The sequence below is a fragment of the Maribacter flavus genome (assembly GCF_008386635.1).
Taxonomy (GTDB): Bacteria; Bacteroidota; Bacteroidia; order Flavobacteriales; family Flavobacteriaceae; genus Maribacter; species Maribacter flavus.
Genome location: NZ_VUOE01000001.1, coordinates 1,946,890 through 1,965,281, shown reverse-complemented (window position 1 = coordinate 1,965,281; position 18,392 = coordinate 1,946,890). Strand labels below are relative to the sequence as shown.

The window sequence follows — 18,392 nt, the reverse complement described above, 5'->3', positions numbered from 1 at the left end:
TAATACGAATGAACATATGCACATCCGTATTTAAATATCGGATTTAAAAACTAAAAATTATGGGAGAAGAAACATGGTATCGGCTGAAGGATAGTGCAAACGTCATTTCCCCCTCCTTATTGGTCTATAAGGAGAGGATCATCCATAACATTGAGGAGATGATACGTATGACGGGGGATGCGAAGAAGTTGTGCCCCCATATCAAGACCCATAAATGTGCGGAAATCGTTCAGATGCAACTGGAACGTGGCATCACAAAATTCAAATGCGCTACCATCGCCGAAGCCGAACTGCTGGGAAATTGCGGTGCTCCCGAAGTACTTTTGGCCATGCAGCCCGTGGGTGCCAATATAGCCCGATTTATCACCTTGATGAAAACCTTCCCCAATACCAAGTTTTCGGCACTGACGGATACGTCTGCCATTGCCGATACATTGGCAACATCGGGGAAAGAGAACGATGAAAAAATCGGTCTGTATATCGATTTGAACGTGGGCATGAACCGAACGGGCATTGCCCCAGATGAAAAGGCCTTTCAATTATATGAATATGTATCCGTAAATCCCCATTTGAAAATTCTCGGCTTACACGTATACGATGGTCATCTGAGAAATCCCGATTTTGATACCAGAAAACAGGATTGCGAAAAAGCCTTCGATTCGGTCTTGGAATTGAAAGAAAGAATTTTGGAGGCCAAGCTTCCAAACCCCATTATCATCGCCGGGGGATCACCAACTTTCCCCATTCATTGTAAAAGGGAAAACGTCATAGCCAGTCCGGGTACAACGCTCTTATGGGATGCAGGTTACGGCAATCTTTTCCCCGAAATGAATTTTCTTCCCGCGGCCGTATTGTTCACTAGGATCATTAGCAAGCCCAAAGCGGGCATCCTATGTTTTGATCTGGGCCATAAATCCATTGCCCCGGAAATGCCCTTTCCAAGGGTGGAGTTTCTAAGTTTGGGACATGAAAGACAAATTGGCCAATCTGAAGAGCACTTGGTCGTGGAATATGATGACCTGAAAGTAATGGAAATAGGCTCGGAGCATTATGCGATACCCAAACATATTTGCCCCACGGTGGCCAAATACGACGAACTTCTGGTAGTGGACAAGGGTCACATTACCGATGCATGGAAGGTAGCCGCCCGTAACCAAAAAATTACCATTTAGCATGTTTATCCTGGATGCCCATTTAGACCTTTCCATGAACGCCATGGAGTGGAACCGAGATCTTACATGGTCCGTTGCCGCCATCAGGGCCAGTGAAAAAGGCATGACGGACAAGCCCGATCGGGGGAAGAACACGGTTTCCTTTGAGGCAATGCGAAAGGGAAACATAGGTATCTGTGTGGCGACACAGATTGCCCGTTATGTAAAGCCTGGCAATAATTTACTGGGATGGAAATCCCCACACCAAGCTTGGGCACAGACCCAAGGGCAATTGGCTTGGTACAGGGCGATGGAAAAAGAGGGACACCTGATTCAGATTCGGTCAAAAACCCAATTCACGAACCATTTCAAGCGATGGAACCAAGATAAATCAAATTCGCCCATTGGTTATATTTTGAGTTTGGAAGGTGCGGATTCCATTGTTACCATGGAGTATCTCCACACCGCTTTTGAAGAGGGCCTGCGCGCCATTGGGCCTGCGCATTACGGCCCAGGAACCTATGCGTATGGAACGGATTCCGTTGGGGGAATCGGCATCAAAGGAAAAGAACTGCTAAAGGAAATCCAAAAGCTCAACCTGATTCTGGACGCGACCCATCTGTGCGACCAAAGCTTTTGGGAGACCATGGCCGTATATGAAGGCCCGGTTTGGGCCAGTCATAACAATTGCCGGAAATTTGTGGATCATAACCGTCAGTTTTCGGACGAACAGATCAAGGAACTCATTACCCGAAAGGCTGTAATAGGTATGGCATTGGACGCTTGGATGATGGTACCCAACTGGGTTCGTGGGAAGTCAACTCCAGAAAGTACCGGAGTGTCTTTGGAACATACCATTCAGAACATTGACCATGTTTGCCAGTTGGCCGGAAACTCGGAACACGTTGGAATCGGGACCGATTTGGACGGTGGTTTTGGTTTGGAACAGTCACCAAAAGATATCGATACCATTGCCGATCTACAAAAAATTCCGGGTATGTTGGAAAAAAGAGGCTATGCAAAAACGGACATCGAAAATATCATGCACGGAAATTTCGTTCGCTTCCTACAGGAACATTTACCGGATTAAGAAGGCAAGGGTTACGATAATCGAATTTAACACCCCGTTAAGTCCCTGTGGCAGGGTATTTGCTATCTTTATTCCGATTATGGATATCCTAATGAACGGACGTAATTCATTTACTAGTTTCCTTTGCCTTTTGTCTTTTGGGTGGATTCAGGCCCAAACGGACCTACCTACGCAGAAACCCTTGAAGATTGAATCGGTCAACCCTATCGATAATTCGGGTACCACTAATTCCGGCAGTGTTCTGAACATTCCATCGGTCATAAAGGAACAGCCCAAACTGGATATGACCACTAAAAATCCAGTGAAAATGCTTCCGGACGAAGAACTCGTACAAGCAGGAACGGGACTTAAGATAGATCCGCGCATTGGCCCAGGCGAGCGCATGAACGGGTCGGGCCAATTCTTCCCGGACCAATATCTTGGTGATATCAAGAGTAATGGAAAATTCATAGGCATCGTTTGTAGGGACCACGAATATGTGGATGGTGATCGGGTCAAGATCTATGTCAATGATGTAGTGGTCGAATACAACCTTTTGTTGACAGGAGCCTTTAAAGGGGTCAACGTAGACCTACAGTCAGGGTTCAACAAAATAGACTTTGAGGCATTGAACCACGGTTCTTCCGCACCAAATACGGCCCAAGTGGATGTATACGATGAAAAAGGACAGCTCCTATATTCCAACAAGTGGTTGTTATCCACGGGCTCAAAAGCCACACTAATCGTTACCAAAGAATAACCCGTACCTCTGGAAATTTATAAATTAGGTTTAATTGCTCCTTTAATCTGGGGCATTCATCTTCTATTTAATATCTTTAATTTTCAAAACAATCATTTTTAGATGTCAAAGAATTACAAAGTCGCCGTTATACAGCTCAATTTGAATAATACCGCCGATGAAAATCGGAAAAAATGTATGGAGTGGATCAAAAAGGCCGCACACCAAGGGGCCGAAGTTATCTGTCTCCCAGAACTGTATAGCAGTCACTACTTTTGCCAGAGCGAGGATGTGGTAAATTTTTCCATAGCCGAACCTTTGGGCGATGTTTCCTTTACAGCTTTCAGTGCCTTGGCCAAGGATTTGGGTGTAGTGATCATCGTTCCTTTTTTTGAAAAAAGAATGTCCGGCATCTATCACAACAGTGCCTACATCATTGATACCGATGGAAGCCAAGCAGGCCTGTACCGCAAAATGCATATTCCGGACGACCCCCATTTCTACGAGAAATTTTACTTCACCCCTGGGGATTTGGGCTTTCAATCTATCGGTACAAAAAAGGGAAATATAGGAACATTGATCTGTTGGGACCAATGGTATCCGGAAGCGGCCCGATTGACCGCCTTAAAAGGTGCCGAAGTATTGTTTTACCCCACTGCAATTGGCTGGCATCCTGCTGAAAAAGCCCAATACGGGGAAAACCAATACGGGGCATGGATGAACGTGATGAAGGGACACGCGGTCGCCAATGGCATCTTTGTAGCTGCGGCCAACCGGATAGGTCTTGAAAAATATATCCCGGATACGGATGGCATCGAATTCTGGGGAAAATCATTTATCTGTGGACCACAAGGCGAAATATTGGCCTTGGCCTCCCATGACAAGGAAGAAATACTGATGGCCGAAGTGGATTTGGCCCTTCAAGAGAATGTTCGCCAAAACTGGCCCTTTTTTAGGGATAGGCGAATCGATGCCTTTGGGGAACTAACCAAAAGAGCCTTGGATTAAGCTATATGGGCAAAAGAAGATTTCCCGCAGAATGGGAACAACAGAAAGGTGTCTTGCTTTGTTTCCCACATAATGGGAAGGACTGGCCGGGTAAATTTGGGGCCATTAAATGGGCCTTTGTAGAGTACATAATAAAAGTAGCGGCCTTTGAAACCGTTTTTTTGGTGGTCGCATCTGAAGCGCATCGCAAAAACGTAACTGAAATGCTCGAAATGGCCCATGTTGACCTTTCCAAAGTATCTTTTATTGTACATAAAACCAATCGCAGCTGGATGCGCGATTCCGGACCCATTATGGTCAAAAATGGAACGCAATGGGAAGCACTGAATTTCAACTTCAATGGCTGGGCCAAATACAATAATTGGCAATTGGACAAACACGTCCCTTCTTTAGTGGCCAAACATTTGAATGTTCCTATGACCCAAGTCACCTATAAAGGTAAAAAAGTGATTTTGGAAGGTGGTGCCCTGGAAGTCAATGGAAAAGGTACGTTGATTACGACCGAAGAATGCCTATTGCACCCCTCCATTCAGGTCCGTAATGTAGGATTCACCAAAGCCGATTACGAAGCCATATTCGAGGAGTACTTTGGCGTTACAAATACCATTTGGTTGGGCGATGGAGTCCAAGGGGACGATACCCACGGCCATGTAGATGATTTATGCCGATTTGTTAATGCCGATACAGTCGTGACAGTAGTGGAAATCGACCCTAAAAACAAAAATTACAAACCGCTACAAGAAAATATGAAAAGGCTCCAAAAAGCAGTTTTGGAAGATGGTTCCCCTTTGAAGGTAGTGGAATTGCCCATGCCAAAAACCATCCTATTTGAAGGTTTGGAACTTCCTGCCAGTTATGCGAACTTTTTAATCATAAACGGTGCCGTATTGGTCCCAACATTTAATGATTCCTATGACCGTTTGGCACTCAATATACTATCCGATTGTTTCCCGGATCGGGAAATTATCGGCATCAATTGTATCGATTTGATATGGGGCTTTGGAACGTTGCACTGTTTGAGCCAACAAATTCCGAGGTAATAAATACAAGTTCAAGTGTCAAGTTCAAGCTCAAAAACAAATGGACCGACTAATTTGTTATCAAAAGAGATTACCTTCTTTCTCCAGGCCGATAGGTTTTCGTAGCCCTATTCAAAACATCTTCCCTATAATAAGCGACATCTTTCCAATCAATATTGATGTAGCGTTCCGTTTGGTCATCAAAATGCGGTGAAGCCGGGTCGCCACTTTGTCCCCCCGCCAAAATGGTCTTGGCTTTCACTTGGTCACCAAATTCCACTACTGCGGCAAAACTATTGCCCCTTGTACCGTATATATTTTTTGCATCTGGGGTAGTATATCTAGCCCCATACGCCGCCAAAGCACCCCAACGACCGGAGGCAAATCCAACTCCCACGCTTGGCAGGCTATCGTTAAATACCTGAACAATGTCCCCGTTCAGACGTTGATAGCGATTGACCTCGCCCCAAGGCATTTTCCAAGTACCGAAATCCGAAATCAATTGATCGACAACTTCCTCAAAAATGCGTAAGCCCTCATCCGTGTGTTCGCCAAAATAAATCATTCGTTCCATATCGCTGAGACCTTGAGGGTAGTTGGCCCGCTGCCCCATGGCGGTGCCATAATAATGCGCCAAGGTCATGGCAACGGATTCTTTCGAGGTCTTATAATCCCATTCTTCAAGAATTTCTATGGGTTCCTGCAATTTTGGATTTTTATCATCTTGGGAATTATAGGCTTTTACCAGTCCCGGAATCAAAGCCTTGAAAGCAGGTAAATAAGGGTCGTGGGCCAATTGAATAAGGCTATCAATGGTATACCCTTTCCGATCAGTCAATAATTCAATCGCATGAATCCCTCTAAAATTTTCCTGGTCTTTGGACATGTAGTAAGGATACGCCTCTCTTTTTGGGCTAAATTCAGCAGCAGAGGTATATGGGGTTGAATTACAATTCTGTATCCATCCGTTTTCCGGGTTCAATACCAAAATATTTTCATCCACGGTATGAAGTCCCTGCCAATCGGTTTGGGGGTTGCTCCCATCTACAGGTTCAGAATAATCAAAGCTGACATCCCGCTTCGGAATAAAATTACCGTGGAAGTAGGCGATATTTCCCTCGGCGTCGGCATAGACCGTATTGTTGGAGGAATTGGTGCGAATGTCCATCATCTTTCGAAAACCATCATACCCATCCTGTTTAGTGCGAATATACGACTGCTCCAAAGCCTTGACCGGTTCCCACATCATCGCCGATGCCGTCCATTGACCATCAACGGCATGCGTGATAGGTCCGTGGTGGGTACGGTACATGGGGAAGGTACGTTCCTTGATCCCCCTATCCGATGTATATTTTAAGGTTACCGATGTGGAATCTACCGGCCGCAGCTCCTCCCCATATTGGTAGTACAATTTTCCGTCGTTCTTTACAATGGTCTCCTTGAATTCGTCCATAACATCGGTATAGGTAGATGTGTGCATCCAACCTGTTTTTTCATTGAAGCCCTGATATACAAAAAACTGTCCCCAGGTAACAGCACCATAAGCATTCAGTCCCTCTTCGCTGACCACGTGAACCTCTCCCCTAAAATAAAAGGAAGTGTGCGGATTGATCAATAACATGGGGTTGCCCGATTCCGTTAATGATCCCGATATCGCTATTCCATTGGATCCTTGTGGTTCCGCCATTTCTTCCTTCTTCTGTATTTCCAACAACTCCATTACGGGAAGTTCCATCCAACTCTCGTAAAAGGATTCAATTTTTTTGGTAGAAATGCGTTCGATATCCCCACCGATACTGCCCTCGCTAAAATACATGGGCATCCAAGGTTCGAACCGGGTCAATAATTTAGGTTTCACTTCGGGGTGGGTATACAGGTAATAATTGATACCATCGGCAAAGGCGTCGCACAATTTTTTCAACCACTCCGGACTTTTTTCGTAATTGGCCTTGGCCTCTTCTTCGGTCATAAAAAGTTTCGCCCTTAAATCGCTGTAAATGGCATCCTCACCATCAACTTCGGCCAACCTACCGGTTGCCCAAATATAATTCTGTTCCACACGGTTGAAATCGTCCTCACATTGGGCATAAAGCAATCCAAAAACGGCATCTGCATCGGTCTTGCCATAAATATGGGGCACACCAAAATCATCACGAATGATTTCGATTTGGGAAGCCTGGTCCTTCCATTTTTCAACTTCTGAATTCTTTTCTTTACTTGATTTACAGGCAAATAGTATAAATGCAAAAACGAGAAAAAATACTTTATTCATATTTTTAATATTTACGAATTGGAAGATACATAATTGTATGCCCTTATTCAAAAAGTATATGACCATGGTCATATTTATGAAATAGGAATTAATGTAGGTTTGGATACAGATTTTGAACTAACATGTCCATTATCATAGGTTATTATGTTTACAAACTATTTTAGATATCCCTTTTTAAAAAAAAGCATTCTATTGTTCGCCATGTTATTGTTGTTTTCATGTGGAGAAAAAATCGAAAAAATCTACCCGAAAAAAATGGCCATGACAGAATCAGTCTATGCCTCCGTAACTGTACAACCGGACAGTTTATACCAAGCGTATGCATCCGTTTCTGGAATTCTGCATAGAAACTTGGTAGAGGAAGGAGACTTGGTTCCTAAAGGATTTCCCTTAGTTCAGATTGTTAACACGGCACCGGAACTCAATGCGGAAAATGCAAGATTGAACTTTCAATTGGCGGAAGAAAATTATCAGGGTAGTTCTGGCGTTTTAAAGGCCTTGGAAGACGAAATAAAGTCAGCAAAATTATCCTTGGAAAACGACTCCGTCAACTATTTTAGGCAAAAAAGGCTTTGGGAGCAGCAAATTGGTTCCAAAGCACAGTATGAGAATAGAAAATTAGCCTATGAGCTCTCCCAGAACAACTTTCGTTTAACCATCAATCGTTACCAACGAACCAAAAATGAGCTTACTACACAATGGCAACAAGCACGTAACAATTACATTACAGCGCAGAGCAATACCCAAGATTTTACAATAGAGAGCAACATAAACGGAAAAGTGTACGCCTTGTTTAAAGAACCCGGGGAAATTGTAAATACGATGGAACCCATTGCTACGGTAGGTAGCAGTGATACTTTTATAATAGAAATGTTGGTAGACGAGGTAGACATAGTAAAACTTTCCAGAGGACAAAAAGTACTGGTCATCTTGGACTCATACAAAAACGAAGTTTTTGAAGCTAATGTTTACAAAATTTATCCAAAGAAGGATCAACGCTCCCAAACCTTTAAGGTTGAGGCTTCTTTTATTGACCCTCCAGCAGTCCTATATCCTGGATTGGCAGGGGAAGGCAATATCATCATTGCACAAAAAAATGAAGTATTGACTATACCCAAATCCTACCTCAACAAAGGAAATCAAGTACAAACAGAGGATGGCCCAGTAACCTTAAAAATTGGTCTTCAGAGTCTTGAACTAATCGAAATCCTCGAGGGTATAGACGAAAATACAGCTATCCTAAAACCCGTAGAATGATAAATTGGAGCGTAATAATAGGAATAGCCAAAACACATCTACTTACCAAGATGAAAAGTACGGTGACAGCGGCCTTAGGTGTTACTTTTGGGATAGGGGCCTACATTACCATGGCAGGCTTCATGACCGGCTTGAACAACTTATTGGATGGACTCACGCTAAACCGGACACCCCACATCAGATTGTATAACGAAATAGAACCTTCCAAAAAGCAACCAGTTTCCTTATACGCAGATTTTGAAAATACCTTTAATGTAATTAACTCCATAAAACCCAAGGAAAGCCAAAAAAAAATCCATAATGCGCTACCTATTCTACAGTATTTAAAGACCGATGATGCCGTCAAAGGGGCCACACCTCAACTACAGACACAAATATTCTATCTATCAGGTTCCATTGAACTTGGAGGAATGTTGATAGGCGCTGATATTATGGAGGAAGCCAGACTCTCCAATATTAAAGACTACATAGTAAAAGGTAGCCCAGAAGCCCTTAGGAACAATGCCAACGGAATTCTTTTGGGAGCTGGGTTGGCGGACAAAATGACTCTTACCGTAGGAGACCGTATACAGGTTAGTACGGTGTCTGGCGACATTTTCCCGCTAAAAATCGTAGGGATTTATCAAAGTGGATTGGCAGAGATAGATAATTCCCAGAGCTATGTAAACCTGAAAACGGCCCAGCGAATTTTAGGTCAACCTGAAAACTATATCACGGACATTCATATAAAATTGTTTGATATAGAAGCGGCACCCGCAATGGCAAAAAGGTGGGAAAGACAATTTGACATCCAGGCCATAGATATCAAAGAAGCCAATGCTCAGTTTGAAACGGGTTCCAATATAAGAAACTTGATAACCTATGCTGTTTCCATAACCTTATTGATTGTAGCGGGTTTTGGAATATACAACATTCTCAACATGCTCATATATGAAAAAATGAAGGATATTGCCATTTTAAAAGCCACCGGGTTTTCGGGAAACGACGTAGCACTTATCTTCATCAGTCAAGCAGTTATCATAGGATTCATGGGAGGCATTTTGGGTCTCTTGGTTGGATTTAGCCTTTCTGCTTTGATTGATAATACACCGTTTGAAACTGAGGCATTGCCAACTATCAAAACTTATCCTATAAATTATAGTCCTTTATATTACATAATAGGTATCGTTTTTGCCCTACTCTCCACTTTTATTGCTGGATATCTTCCCGCCAACAAAGCGAAAAATATTGATCCGGTCAAAATAATTAGGGGCACATGAGGTTAAACAAAGTAATATTTTGAAAAAGATGAGTTTGGTCCTGGAAACAAGAAACATTGACAAACATTTTTATAAGCCCAAGGACTTTCATGTGCTTAAAGATATTTCCTTTAAAATTAAGGAAGGTGAATTTGCTTCCATAGTCGGGAAGTCCGGTTGTGGAAAATCTACCTTGCTCTATATTCTTTCTACTATGGACACGGAATATACCGGAGAACTGTTTTTAAATGAGCAGCTTATTACCGGAAATTCCAAAGAGGAACTATCACGGATACGCAACAGGAATATTGGTTTTGTTTTTCAATTTCATTATTTGTTATCGGAATTTAGTGTTATTGAAAACGTGATGTTGCCAGCTAAAAAACTTGCAGAAAAATCCCAAAAAGAAATAGAGCAAAACGCACGAGAGAAATTGGAAATGCTTCATATAGGCCATTTAGCAGAGCAAAAGGCTTCACGAATATCGGGTGGAGAAAAACAGCGCGTAGCCATAGCTAGGGCACTAATAAACAACCCAACGATTCTTATGGGCGATGAACCTACAGGTAATCTTGATAGCCATAATTCTGAAAATGTATTTAATATTTTCAGACGGCTTTCCATTGAAGAAGGTCTTTCTCTCTTGATAGTTACTCACGACAATGATTTTGCTCAACGTACGGACCGAATCATAGAAATGGAGGATGGCCGGATTATAAGTTGACGATATCAGAAGAGGTTGAAACCTTTCCAAGCAAAGTGTATTGATAGAAAAACTACCTCTATCGTACTCCATTCATTACACATCCCCATAAAAAGGTATTTTTGTACTATGGCAGATAAAAAAGTAAGTATTCTACAGGCATTTAAGACCATCATTTGGCCTAGGAGAAAATTGGTTTTGATCGGGTTGCTATTAATCGTAATAAGTAAAGCGGCCAGTTTTGTGGCTCCCATATCCTTGCGCTATTTTTTGGATGACGTAGTACCCAATAAAAAATACGACTTTTTAAAGTTACTCGTAACCGTAGTCATCCTTTCATTTTTGGTCCAAGCAGTAATGTCGTTTCTTCTCACCAAAGTTCTCAGTATACAGGCCCAATACATGATTTCTGAATTGCGGGCGCAGGTTCAAAAAAAGGTATTGGCTTTGCCTATCCGGTTCTTTGACAATACCAAGTCTGGCTCATTGGTTTCAAGAATTATGAGCGATGTGGAAGGGGTTCGCAACCTCATCGGTACAGGATTGGTCCAATTGGTAGGAGGTACTTTGACCGCAGTGGGGTCATTGATCCTCTTGTTACGAATCAGTGCCACCATGACCCTGTTGACCTTTATTCCCTTGATTCTTTTTGCGGTCATCGCTCTAAAAGCCTTTAAAATCATACGCCCTGTTTTTAGGGACAGGGGCAAGATAAATGCGGAAGTAAAAGGCCGATTGACAGAAACGCTTGGCGGAATCAGGGTGATTAAGGGGTTCAACGCCGAAGCACAGGAAGCCAAAGTTTTTGAAGATGGTGTGGAGCGGCTTTATAAAAACGTGAAGAAAAGCCTAACGGCTACCGCAGTAATGACCAGTTCCTCTACCTTTCTTTTAGGTTTGGCCACAACGGGGATTATGATGGGTTATGGGGGGTACAAAATGATGCAGGGCGAACTCACCACGGGCGAATATTTTGAGTTTACCTTTTTACTGGCACTCATGGTAGCCCCTATTGTACAGATGAGCAATATTGGAAGTCAGCTGACCGAAGCCTTGGCAGGATTGGACCGTACCGAAGAACTCATGAACGAAATGACGGAAGCCGATGACAAACAACGAACCCTAGAACTGACCGAGATTAAAGGGGATATGCGCTTTGAAGATGTGTCTTTTGCCTATGAGGAGGATAAGGACGTATTGCACAATATCAGTTTTGAGGCCAAGGCCGGGGACGTAATCGCTTTGGTGGGAAGTTCTGGTTCCGGAAAATCGACCATTGCAGGTTTGGCGGCCAGCTTTTTGAATCCTGATTCTGGAATGATTACCATTGATGGCCAGGACTTGGCCAAAATCGATTTGACCAGCTTTAGACAATTTCTGGGGGTGGTCTTACAGGACGATTTTCTCTTCGAGGGTACCATACGCGAAAATATACTTTTCCCACGGCCCAATGCCACAGAAGAAGAACTAACAGAAGCGGTCAAAGCGGCCTATGTAAACGAGTTTACAGATAGATTCGAAAAAGGATTGGATACGATAATCGGGGAACGTGGCGTAAAACTATCCGGTGGTCAGCGTCAGCGCATTGCCATTGCCCGGGCCATTTTGGCCAACCCGAGAATATTGATCTTGGACGAGGCCACCTCTAATCTGGATACCGAAAGTGAATCCCTGATTCAAAAAAGCTTGGCCGAACTTACCAAAGGACGAACCACTTTCGTAATCGCCCATCGTCTTAGCACCATTCGAAAAGCGAACCAGATATTGGTCATAGAAAACGGTCGTATTGCCGAGCTGGGCACCCATGAGGAATTGATTGCTAAAGAAGGTAGGTATTACAATCTGTTTACCTATCAGGCGAGGATATAGTTGGTTGATGGTTGATGGTTGATGGTTGATGGTTGATGGTTGATGGTTGATGGTTGATGGTTGATGGTTGATGGTTGAAAAAATACAAACTCAAACCCAAATACAAATTCAGTATAAATTATTCTGAAAAGTAACTTTCAGTTTCTAGTTTCTAGTACAAAATTAAATTCTTGTTTGCCTTTGTAATTGATTCTTGTACTTGGGCTTGAACTTGATTTGAACTTGACTCTTGAATTTGAATTTATTAGAGTTCCTCAGGGGCAAGCTCCACTTCCAAGCCGTCCATAGCCTCCGTAATATGCAATTGACAACCCAATCGACTATTTTCGCGTACGTTGAACGCCTCCGCTAACATCGCTTCCTCATCATCACTTTTCTCCGGTAATCCATGGTCAGATTTTACATAGCATTGGCATGATGCACACATGGCCATACCGCCACAGATTCCAATAGTTCCTTCAGGAGCCAATTCATAAGAGCGTACCACTTCCATCAGGTTCATGTTCATATCTGTGGGTGCGTCTATTTCGTGGAGGACACCATCACGGTCGATTATTTTGATTTTTATATCCATAAAGGGGTTAGGGGTTAAGGGTTAAGAACTAATAATTTTTCATGGAGTTGATTAATCCATAAATCCTCCTTGAAATTTCATTGGAACTATCTATTAACTTTTGTGTTTCGCTACTATTTAAAAAGTTCAACCTTTGAGATAACCAAAGCCTAGATCTAACCTCACTTTTAGAACTTGTGGCAATGTAAAGAAATCTTATGAAATCAATATTGGTTTTTCGGTCAAAACCCTCTCCTCTATTCTTGGAAATTGAAACGGAAGCCTTGAATATCTGGTCTTTATAGAAGTAGTCCTTTAAGCCTGAAAAGGATTTATATTTCGAAATTGCAAAATCTTGTGATTTTTGCCACACCACTAAATGCTCATATTTTTGAACGGTCATTATTACTGAACTCTGCTTCCTAAGTACTACCTTCCTAAAATCAATCAATCGCTTTTATTACTGCCTTGGGAGCTTCTTTTTTGGAACCATCAAAACCACTAACACCCCCCACAGTGGTATATTTCATCACGTATTTTTTATCTGGGAAAATTCTTTGATAGGCACTTTGGCACATTAAAGTGGCTTCATGAAAACCACAAAGAATCAGTTTTAATTTACCGGGGTATGTATTTACGTCTCCAATGGCATAAATTCCTGGTACATTGGTCTGGTAGTCAAACGTATCTACTTTAATGGCGTTCTTTTCTATTTCCAAGCCCCAGTCCGCAATGGGTCCCAATTTAGGGGACAATCCAAAAAGCGGAATGAAGTTATCCACATCTAAAGTAATATCTTCCGCGGCATTTGAAGTCTTTCGGATCACCACGGATTCCAGTTTTCCGTTCCCGTTAAGACCAACGATTTCCCCTGGTGTTATCAAATTTATGTTTCCTTGGTTCTTGAGATGCTGCACTTTCTCCACAGAATCCAAAGCGCCTCGAAACTCGTTCCTTCTATGTACCAAAGTGACTTCAGAAGCTACATCGGCCAAGAAAATACTCCAATCCAGGGCGGAGTCCCCGCCACCTGCTATGACAACGCGTTTGTTTCGAAAAGCTTCTGGATCCTTGATAATATAGGAAACCCCATTGTCCTCGTAATCCCCAAGGTTCTCCAATAGCGGTTTTCTTGGCTCAAAACTACCTAGTCCGCCTGCAATGGCTACGATTGGGGCATTATGTTGGGTTCCCTTATTGGTGGTAACAACAAAAGAACCGTCCTCCAATTTTTCAATGGTTTCAGCCCTTTCGCCTAAGGTAAAACCGGGTTGGAAAGGCCTGATTTGTTCCATAAGATTGTCCACCAAATCCCCAGCAAGAACTTCCGGAAAACCTGGAATATCATAGATGGGCTTTTTAGGATAAATTTCGGAACATTGTCCACCTGCCTGTGGCAATGCATCGATTAGGTGACACTTTAATTGTAATAATCCTGCCTCAAAAACGGCAAAGAGGCCTGTTGGACCGGCCCCTATAATAAGTATATCTGTTTTAATCATGAAAAGCGCTATTAGCTAGCTAAACTACTTTCGGGAAAGCTTAAAAATTATGACTTTTATCAAGTTATCAATCCACATTGATAACCTCCTCGATTTGGGGGGCATACTTTTTTATGGTCATTTCCACACCACTTTTTAAGGTCATCTGATTGACACTACAGCCTACACAGGCGCCGTGAAGTTTTACCTTGACGGAATTTCCATTATCAATGGAAATCAAGGAAATATCCCCACCATCACTCTGTAAAAAAGGTCGGATTTCCTCCAGTGCCTTTTCCACTTTTTCCTTTAAGTCGTCCGAAGTCATTGTTGTCATAACTACTTCTTTTTAACGGCAGAACAACCTGCCATTGTCGTTATTTTAATCGCCTCCGTGGGCGGTATATTTTCATTCCTTTCCACTACTTGTTGAACTACATTTTTTGTGAGTTCCTCAAAAGCGGCCTCAATAGGCGTAGCGGTCTGTAAGGCTGCCGGTCTCCCTACATCGCCTGCCTCCCTTATGCTTTGGACCAACGGAATTTCTCCTAAAAAAGGAACGTTCAAATCTTCCGATAGATATTTGGCACCTTCTTTTCCAAAGATGTAGTACTTGTTCTCCGGAAGTTCGGCAGGAGTAAAATAGGCCATATTTTCAACAATTCCTAAAACCGGTACGTTAATGGAATCCTGTTGGAACATAGCTACCCCTTTTCGTGCATCGGCAAGGGCCACCTCTTGCGGCGTACTTACCACGACAGCTCCTGTTACCGGCATGGCCTGCATGATGCTCAAATGGATGTCTCCAGTTCCAGGAGGCAAATCCAATAACATAAAGTCGATTTCACCCCAAAAGGCATCGAAAATCATTTGGTTCAGCGCCTTGGAAGCCATGGGTCCACGCCAAATTACGGCCTGATTGGGCTGGGTAAAGAATCCAATAGACAATAATTTTACCCCGTAATTCTCAACAGGCTTCATTTTGGATTTTCCGTCCACATTCACCGCCAAAGGTTTTTCCTGGGCCACATCGAACATGATGGGCATTGACGGACCGTAAATATCCGCATCCAACAGCCCTACCTTGAACCCCATTTTGGCCAAGGTCACGGCCAAATTTGCGGTTACGGTTGATTTGCCAACGCCTCCTTTACCGGAGGCCACCGCTATGATATTTTGAATTCCCGGAATGGGCTTCCCTTTTATTTCGTTCTTTTTTGAAGGCGTGGCAGGGGCATCTACCTTGATGTTCACCTTTATCTTGGCTTTCTCGTATACCTCCCTATGGATTGCCTTGAGAATTTCCACCTCCGTTTTTTTCCTGGCCTGAAGACTCGGGTTTTTTATGGTAATATCCACCTCGACCTCATCCCCAAAAATCTGTATGTTTCGCACGGCCCCGCTCTCGACCATATTCTGGCCCTCACCCGGAACGGTAATGGATTCCAAAGCCTTTAAAACCTCCTTCTTATCTATCATCATTATGTAAATTCATTCTAAACAACAAAGATAATCCTTAGGCTTGAGATAAGGAAGCTATTACATTGAAATTGAAGATAAAACGATAGGAACAGTTTATGGGTTAAACCATTCAAATTTGGCTACAATACATTTTAACTACCGATAATAAATACCGAATCAGTGTAATGTAGTATTTTAGGCCAAAACCAATACTGACTATCCATGCGGCACACCCTCAAAAGAAAACCCTTCCTTTTAGTATTTTTCATTTTTGTCTTCCTGATGTATGCCTGTGGAGGGACGAAGCGCGAATTCAACAAAAGGGACGTAAAGCGAGCTCAGAACTTGGTGGGCGTTGCCTTTACCAAAAAACAGCTTGATACACTTTATCCGTATTTGGAACGCAATAGGGAAGGATTCGACTCGCTACGAGCCTACGAATTGGATTATACGGTATTCCCTGCTATCAAATTTGATCCGCTGCCCTTGAATTTCGTCCCAAGGCCGCAGGACTCCTTCCCTATTTGGGAGATACCTACGGATGTTGAACTACCTGCCAATAAATCCCAACTCGCCTTTTATACCATACCACAACTGGCATCGCTCATCAAGTATGGAAAAATAAGCTCAGTAGCATTGACCCAGTTTTTTATGGACCGAATCAAAAAATACGACGGAGTACTCCAATCCACCATCACCATTACCGAAAAAATGGCCATGGAACAGGCCGAAAAAATGGATGCCGAATTGCAAGCGGGAAAATACCGTGGAATTTTACACGGTATTCCTTATGGCGTAAAAGACTTGATTTCTGTAAAAGGATATAAAACGACTTGGGGAGCAGAACCGTATAAGGAGCAGGAGTTCGATATGACGGCCACCGTAGTCGAAAAACTTCAGGATGCCGGGGGCGTATTGATTGCGAAACTGGTATCCGGTTCCTTGGCGCGTGGTGATGTATGGTTTGGTGGGAAAACTAAAAATCCATGGGATATTAAAGAGGGCGCAAGCGGTTCATCCGCAGGTTCAGGGTCCGCCACTTCCGCGGGGTTGGTTCCTTTCGCCTTGGGTACCGAAACTTTGGGAAGCATTACTTCTCCCAGTACCCGTAATGGCATTACAGGGCTACGCCCTACCTACGGCCGGGTGAGCAGGTATGGCGTTATGAGCCTGAGTTGGTCCATGGACAAAATTGGCCCTATGGCCAGAAATGCGGAGGATTGTGCCATTGTCTATAGTATTATTTCGGGAAAAGATGCCATGGACCCCACTACCACGGACTATCCTTTTGGGTTTGACAAAAACAAGGATGTTACTACCCTTAAGGTAGGCTATCTGAAAAAAGACATCGACAAGGACACCTCCAAATCCAAGGACAACATGGTAAAGGCATTGGAGGTTATTAAAAAGATGGGGGTACAAATGGATTCTCTGGAATTGCCGGAAGATGTTCCCTATAGTGGTTTCGATATCATATTACGGGCCGAAGCGGGGGCCTTTTTTGATAACCTGGTACGTTCATCCGACGTAGACAAGATGGTGGAACAGGACCAGCGCTCCCGAGCGAATTCCCTGCGCCAGGCCCGGTTCATTCCCGCTGTAGAGTATCTTCAGGCCAATCGGCATCGAGAAGTCCTGATCGAGAAAATGCACAAACTGATCAAGGACTATGATGTTATTATCTCCCCCTCCTTCGGAAACAGACAATTGGTTATCACGAATCTGACGGGACATCCCGTTATTGCCATTCCAACGGGTTTGGACAAAGACAAACACCCGACCAGCATCACCTTGGTTGGGAATCTGTATGACGAGGCGAGTATTCTTTTATTGGCAAAAGCGTTCCAAGAACAAACGGAGTTTGATGAGATGCATCCGGAAGGGTATATAGATTAAACCTTCCTGCCGTCCAACAAATTGATAATCCGGGAACCGTAAGCAGCGTTTTTTTCTGAGTGCGTAACTTGAATAATGGTAACACCTTCCTCTTTATTCAGTTTCTTGAAAAGCTGCATTATTTCCTCGCTCTGTTGTGAATTGAGGTTTCCAGTAGGTTCGTCGGCCAAGATGAGTTTTGGATTGGCTATCAAGGCCCTGGCAACACCCACTAATTGTTGTTGCCCTCCACTTAATTGTGCCGGAAACAAATCCTTTTTGCCCACAATATTGAATCGGTCCAACATATCGGCCACCATGGCCTTCCTTTCGGAACCTTTGAATTTTTTATACAACAGGGGCATTTCCAAGTTTTCCTGTACCGTTAAATCATCTAAGAGATGATAGGATTGAAAAACAAAACCGATGTATTCCTTATACAGGTTGGAACGATGCTTTTCCTTTAGGGTGTGCACAGATTCATCCAAGAAATTATATTCGCCCTCGTCAAAAGTGTCCAACATTCCTATAACGTTCAATAAAGTTGACTTTCCAGAACCCGAGGGGCCCATTACGGAAATGAATTCACCCTCCTCTACTTCCAAATTAATGTCCTTTAAAAGGAAAATTCGTTGGCCGCCCGAATTGACCCACTTAAATATATTTTTTAGTTGCAGTAACATATATTTAGTTGATT

Annotated in this window: 17 protein-coding genes; 10 read left to right on the top strand and 7 right to left on the bottom strand. The window is 43.1% G+C overall.

Annotation, left to right across the window (positions count from 1 at the left end):
* Nucleotides 1-59: 59 nt before the first annotated feature.
* From F0361_RS08555 to F0361_RS08535, 5 genes are all read left to right on the top strand, one after another.
* Nucleotides 60-1,172, top strand: coding sequence for a D-TA family PLP-dependent enzyme (locus tag F0361_RS08555; RefSeq protein ID WP_154918032.1), 1,113 nt, complete (start codon nt 60-62; stop codon nt 1,170-1,172).
* A gap of 1 nt (nt 1,173) precedes the next feature.
* Nucleotides 1,174-2,241, top strand: a complete 1,068-nt coding sequence (locus tag F0361_RS08550; RefSeq protein WP_154918031.1) for a dipeptidase — start codon at nt 1,174-1,176, stop codon at nt 2,239-2,241.
* On the top strand, nt 2,168-2,980 hold the full coding sequence (locus tag F0361_RS08545) for a hypothetical protein (RefSeq protein ID WP_317129162.1): 813 nt from the start codon (nt 2,168-2,170) through the stop codon (nt 2,978-2,980). Before F0361_RS08550 ends, F0361_RS08545 begins: the two co-directional genes overlap by 74 nt.
* A 102-nt stretch (nt 2,981-3,082) precedes the next feature.
* Complete coding sequence (locus F0361_RS08540) at nt 3,083-3,967, top strand: carbon-nitrogen hydrolase (RefSeq protein ID WP_154918030.1); 885 nt, start codon at nt 3,083-3,085, stop codon at nt 3,965-3,967.
* Between the two features lie 5 nt (nt 3,968-3,972).
* Entirely contained in the window at nt 3,973-5,007 is a 1,035-nt protein-coding gene (locus F0361_RS08535) for an agmatine deiminase family protein (RefSeq protein ID WP_154918029.1), read from the top strand.
* 70 nt (nt 5,008-5,077) lie between these two features.
* On the opposite strand, the gene F0361_RS08530 is transcribed toward F0361_RS08535, so the two are convergent.
* Complete coding sequence (locus F0361_RS08530) at nt 5,078-7,258, bottom strand: acylase (RefSeq protein WP_154918028.1); 2,181 nt, start codon at nt 7,256-7,258, stop codon at nt 5,078-5,080.
* A gap of 261 nt (nt 7,259-7,519) precedes the next feature.
* On the opposite strand from F0361_RS08530, the gene F0361_RS08525 reads away from it, so the two are divergent.
* From F0361_RS08525 to F0361_RS08510, 4 genes are all read left to right on the top strand, one after another.
* Entirely contained in the window at nt 7,520-8,515 is a 996-nt protein-coding gene (locus tag F0361_RS08525; RefSeq protein ID WP_246160839.1) for an efflux RND transporter periplasmic adaptor subunit, read from the top strand.
* Entirely contained in the window at nt 8,512-9,774 is a 1,263-nt protein-coding gene (locus tag F0361_RS08520) for an ABC transporter permease (protein WP_154918027.1), read from the top strand. The genes F0361_RS08525 and F0361_RS08520 overlap by 4 nt, the downstream gene beginning before the upstream one ends.
* 28 nt (nt 9,775-9,802) lie before the next feature.
* Nucleotides 9,803-10,477 carry an ABC transporter ATP-binding protein gene (locus F0361_RS08515; protein ID WP_154918537.1) on the top strand — a complete coding sequence of 225 codons (675 nt, stop codon included), beginning with the start codon at nt 9,803-9,805 and terminating at the stop codon, nt 10,475-10,477.
* A 108-nt stretch (nt 10,478-10,585) separates the two neighbouring features.
* Nucleotides 10,586-12,325 carry an ABC transporter ATP-binding protein gene (locus tag F0361_RS08510; protein WP_138256994.1) on the top strand — a complete coding sequence of 580 codons (1,740 nt, stop codon included), beginning with the start codon at nt 10,586-10,588 and terminating at the stop codon, nt 12,323-12,325.
* 244 nt (nt 12,326-12,569) lie between these two features.
* Here F0361_RS08510 and F0361_RS08505 read toward each other — a convergent pair whose 3' ends face one another.
* From F0361_RS08505 to F0361_RS08485, 5 genes are all read right to left on the bottom strand, one after another.
* Complete coding sequence (locus tag F0361_RS08505) at nt 12,570-12,899, bottom strand: 2Fe-2S iron-sulfur cluster-binding family protein (protein ID WP_154918026.1); 330 nt, start codon at nt 12,897-12,899, stop codon at nt 12,570-12,572.
* Nucleotides 12,900-12,927: 28 nt separating this feature from the next.
* Nucleotides 12,928-13,281 (bottom strand): four helix bundle protein, encoded by a 354-nt coding sequence (locus tag F0361_RS08500; protein ID WP_154918025.1) that lies wholly within the window; start codon nt 13,279-13,281, stop codon nt 12,928-12,930.
* A gap of 40 nt (nt 13,282-13,321) precedes the next feature.
* A complete protein-coding gene (locus tag F0361_RS08495) occupies nt 13,322-14,380 on the bottom strand; it encodes an NAD(P)/FAD-dependent oxidoreductase (RefSeq protein ID WP_154918024.1) in 1,059 nt (352 codons plus the stop codon).
* 67 nt (nt 14,381-14,447) lie between these two features.
* Nucleotides 14,448-14,687 carry a NifU family protein gene (locus tag F0361_RS08490; protein WP_138257341.1) on the bottom strand — a complete coding sequence of 80 codons (240 nt, stop codon included), beginning with the start codon at nt 14,685-14,687 and terminating at the stop codon, nt 14,448-14,450.
* Nucleotides 14,688-14,698: 11 nt separating this feature from the next.
* On the bottom strand, nt 14,699-15,841 hold the full coding sequence (locus F0361_RS08485) for an Mrp/NBP35 family ATP-binding protein (RefSeq protein WP_154918023.1): 1,143 nt from the start codon (nt 15,839-15,841) through the stop codon (nt 14,699-14,701).
* Between the two features lie 201 nt (nt 15,842-16,042).
* Here F0361_RS08485 and F0361_RS08480 point away from each other — a divergent pair, with 201 nt between their 5' ends.
* A complete protein-coding gene (locus F0361_RS08480; RefSeq protein WP_154918022.1) occupies nt 16,043-17,716 on the top strand; it encodes an amidase in 1,674 nt (557 codons plus the stop codon).
* Here F0361_RS08480 and F0361_RS08475 read toward each other — a convergent pair.
* Nucleotides 17,713-18,378, bottom strand: coding sequence for an ABC transporter ATP-binding protein (locus F0361_RS08475; RefSeq protein ID WP_154918021.1), 666 nt, complete (start codon nt 18,376-18,378; stop codon nt 17,713-17,715). The genes F0361_RS08480 and F0361_RS08475 overlap by 4 nt on opposite strands.
* Nucleotides 18,379-18,392: the final 14 nt, after the last annotated feature.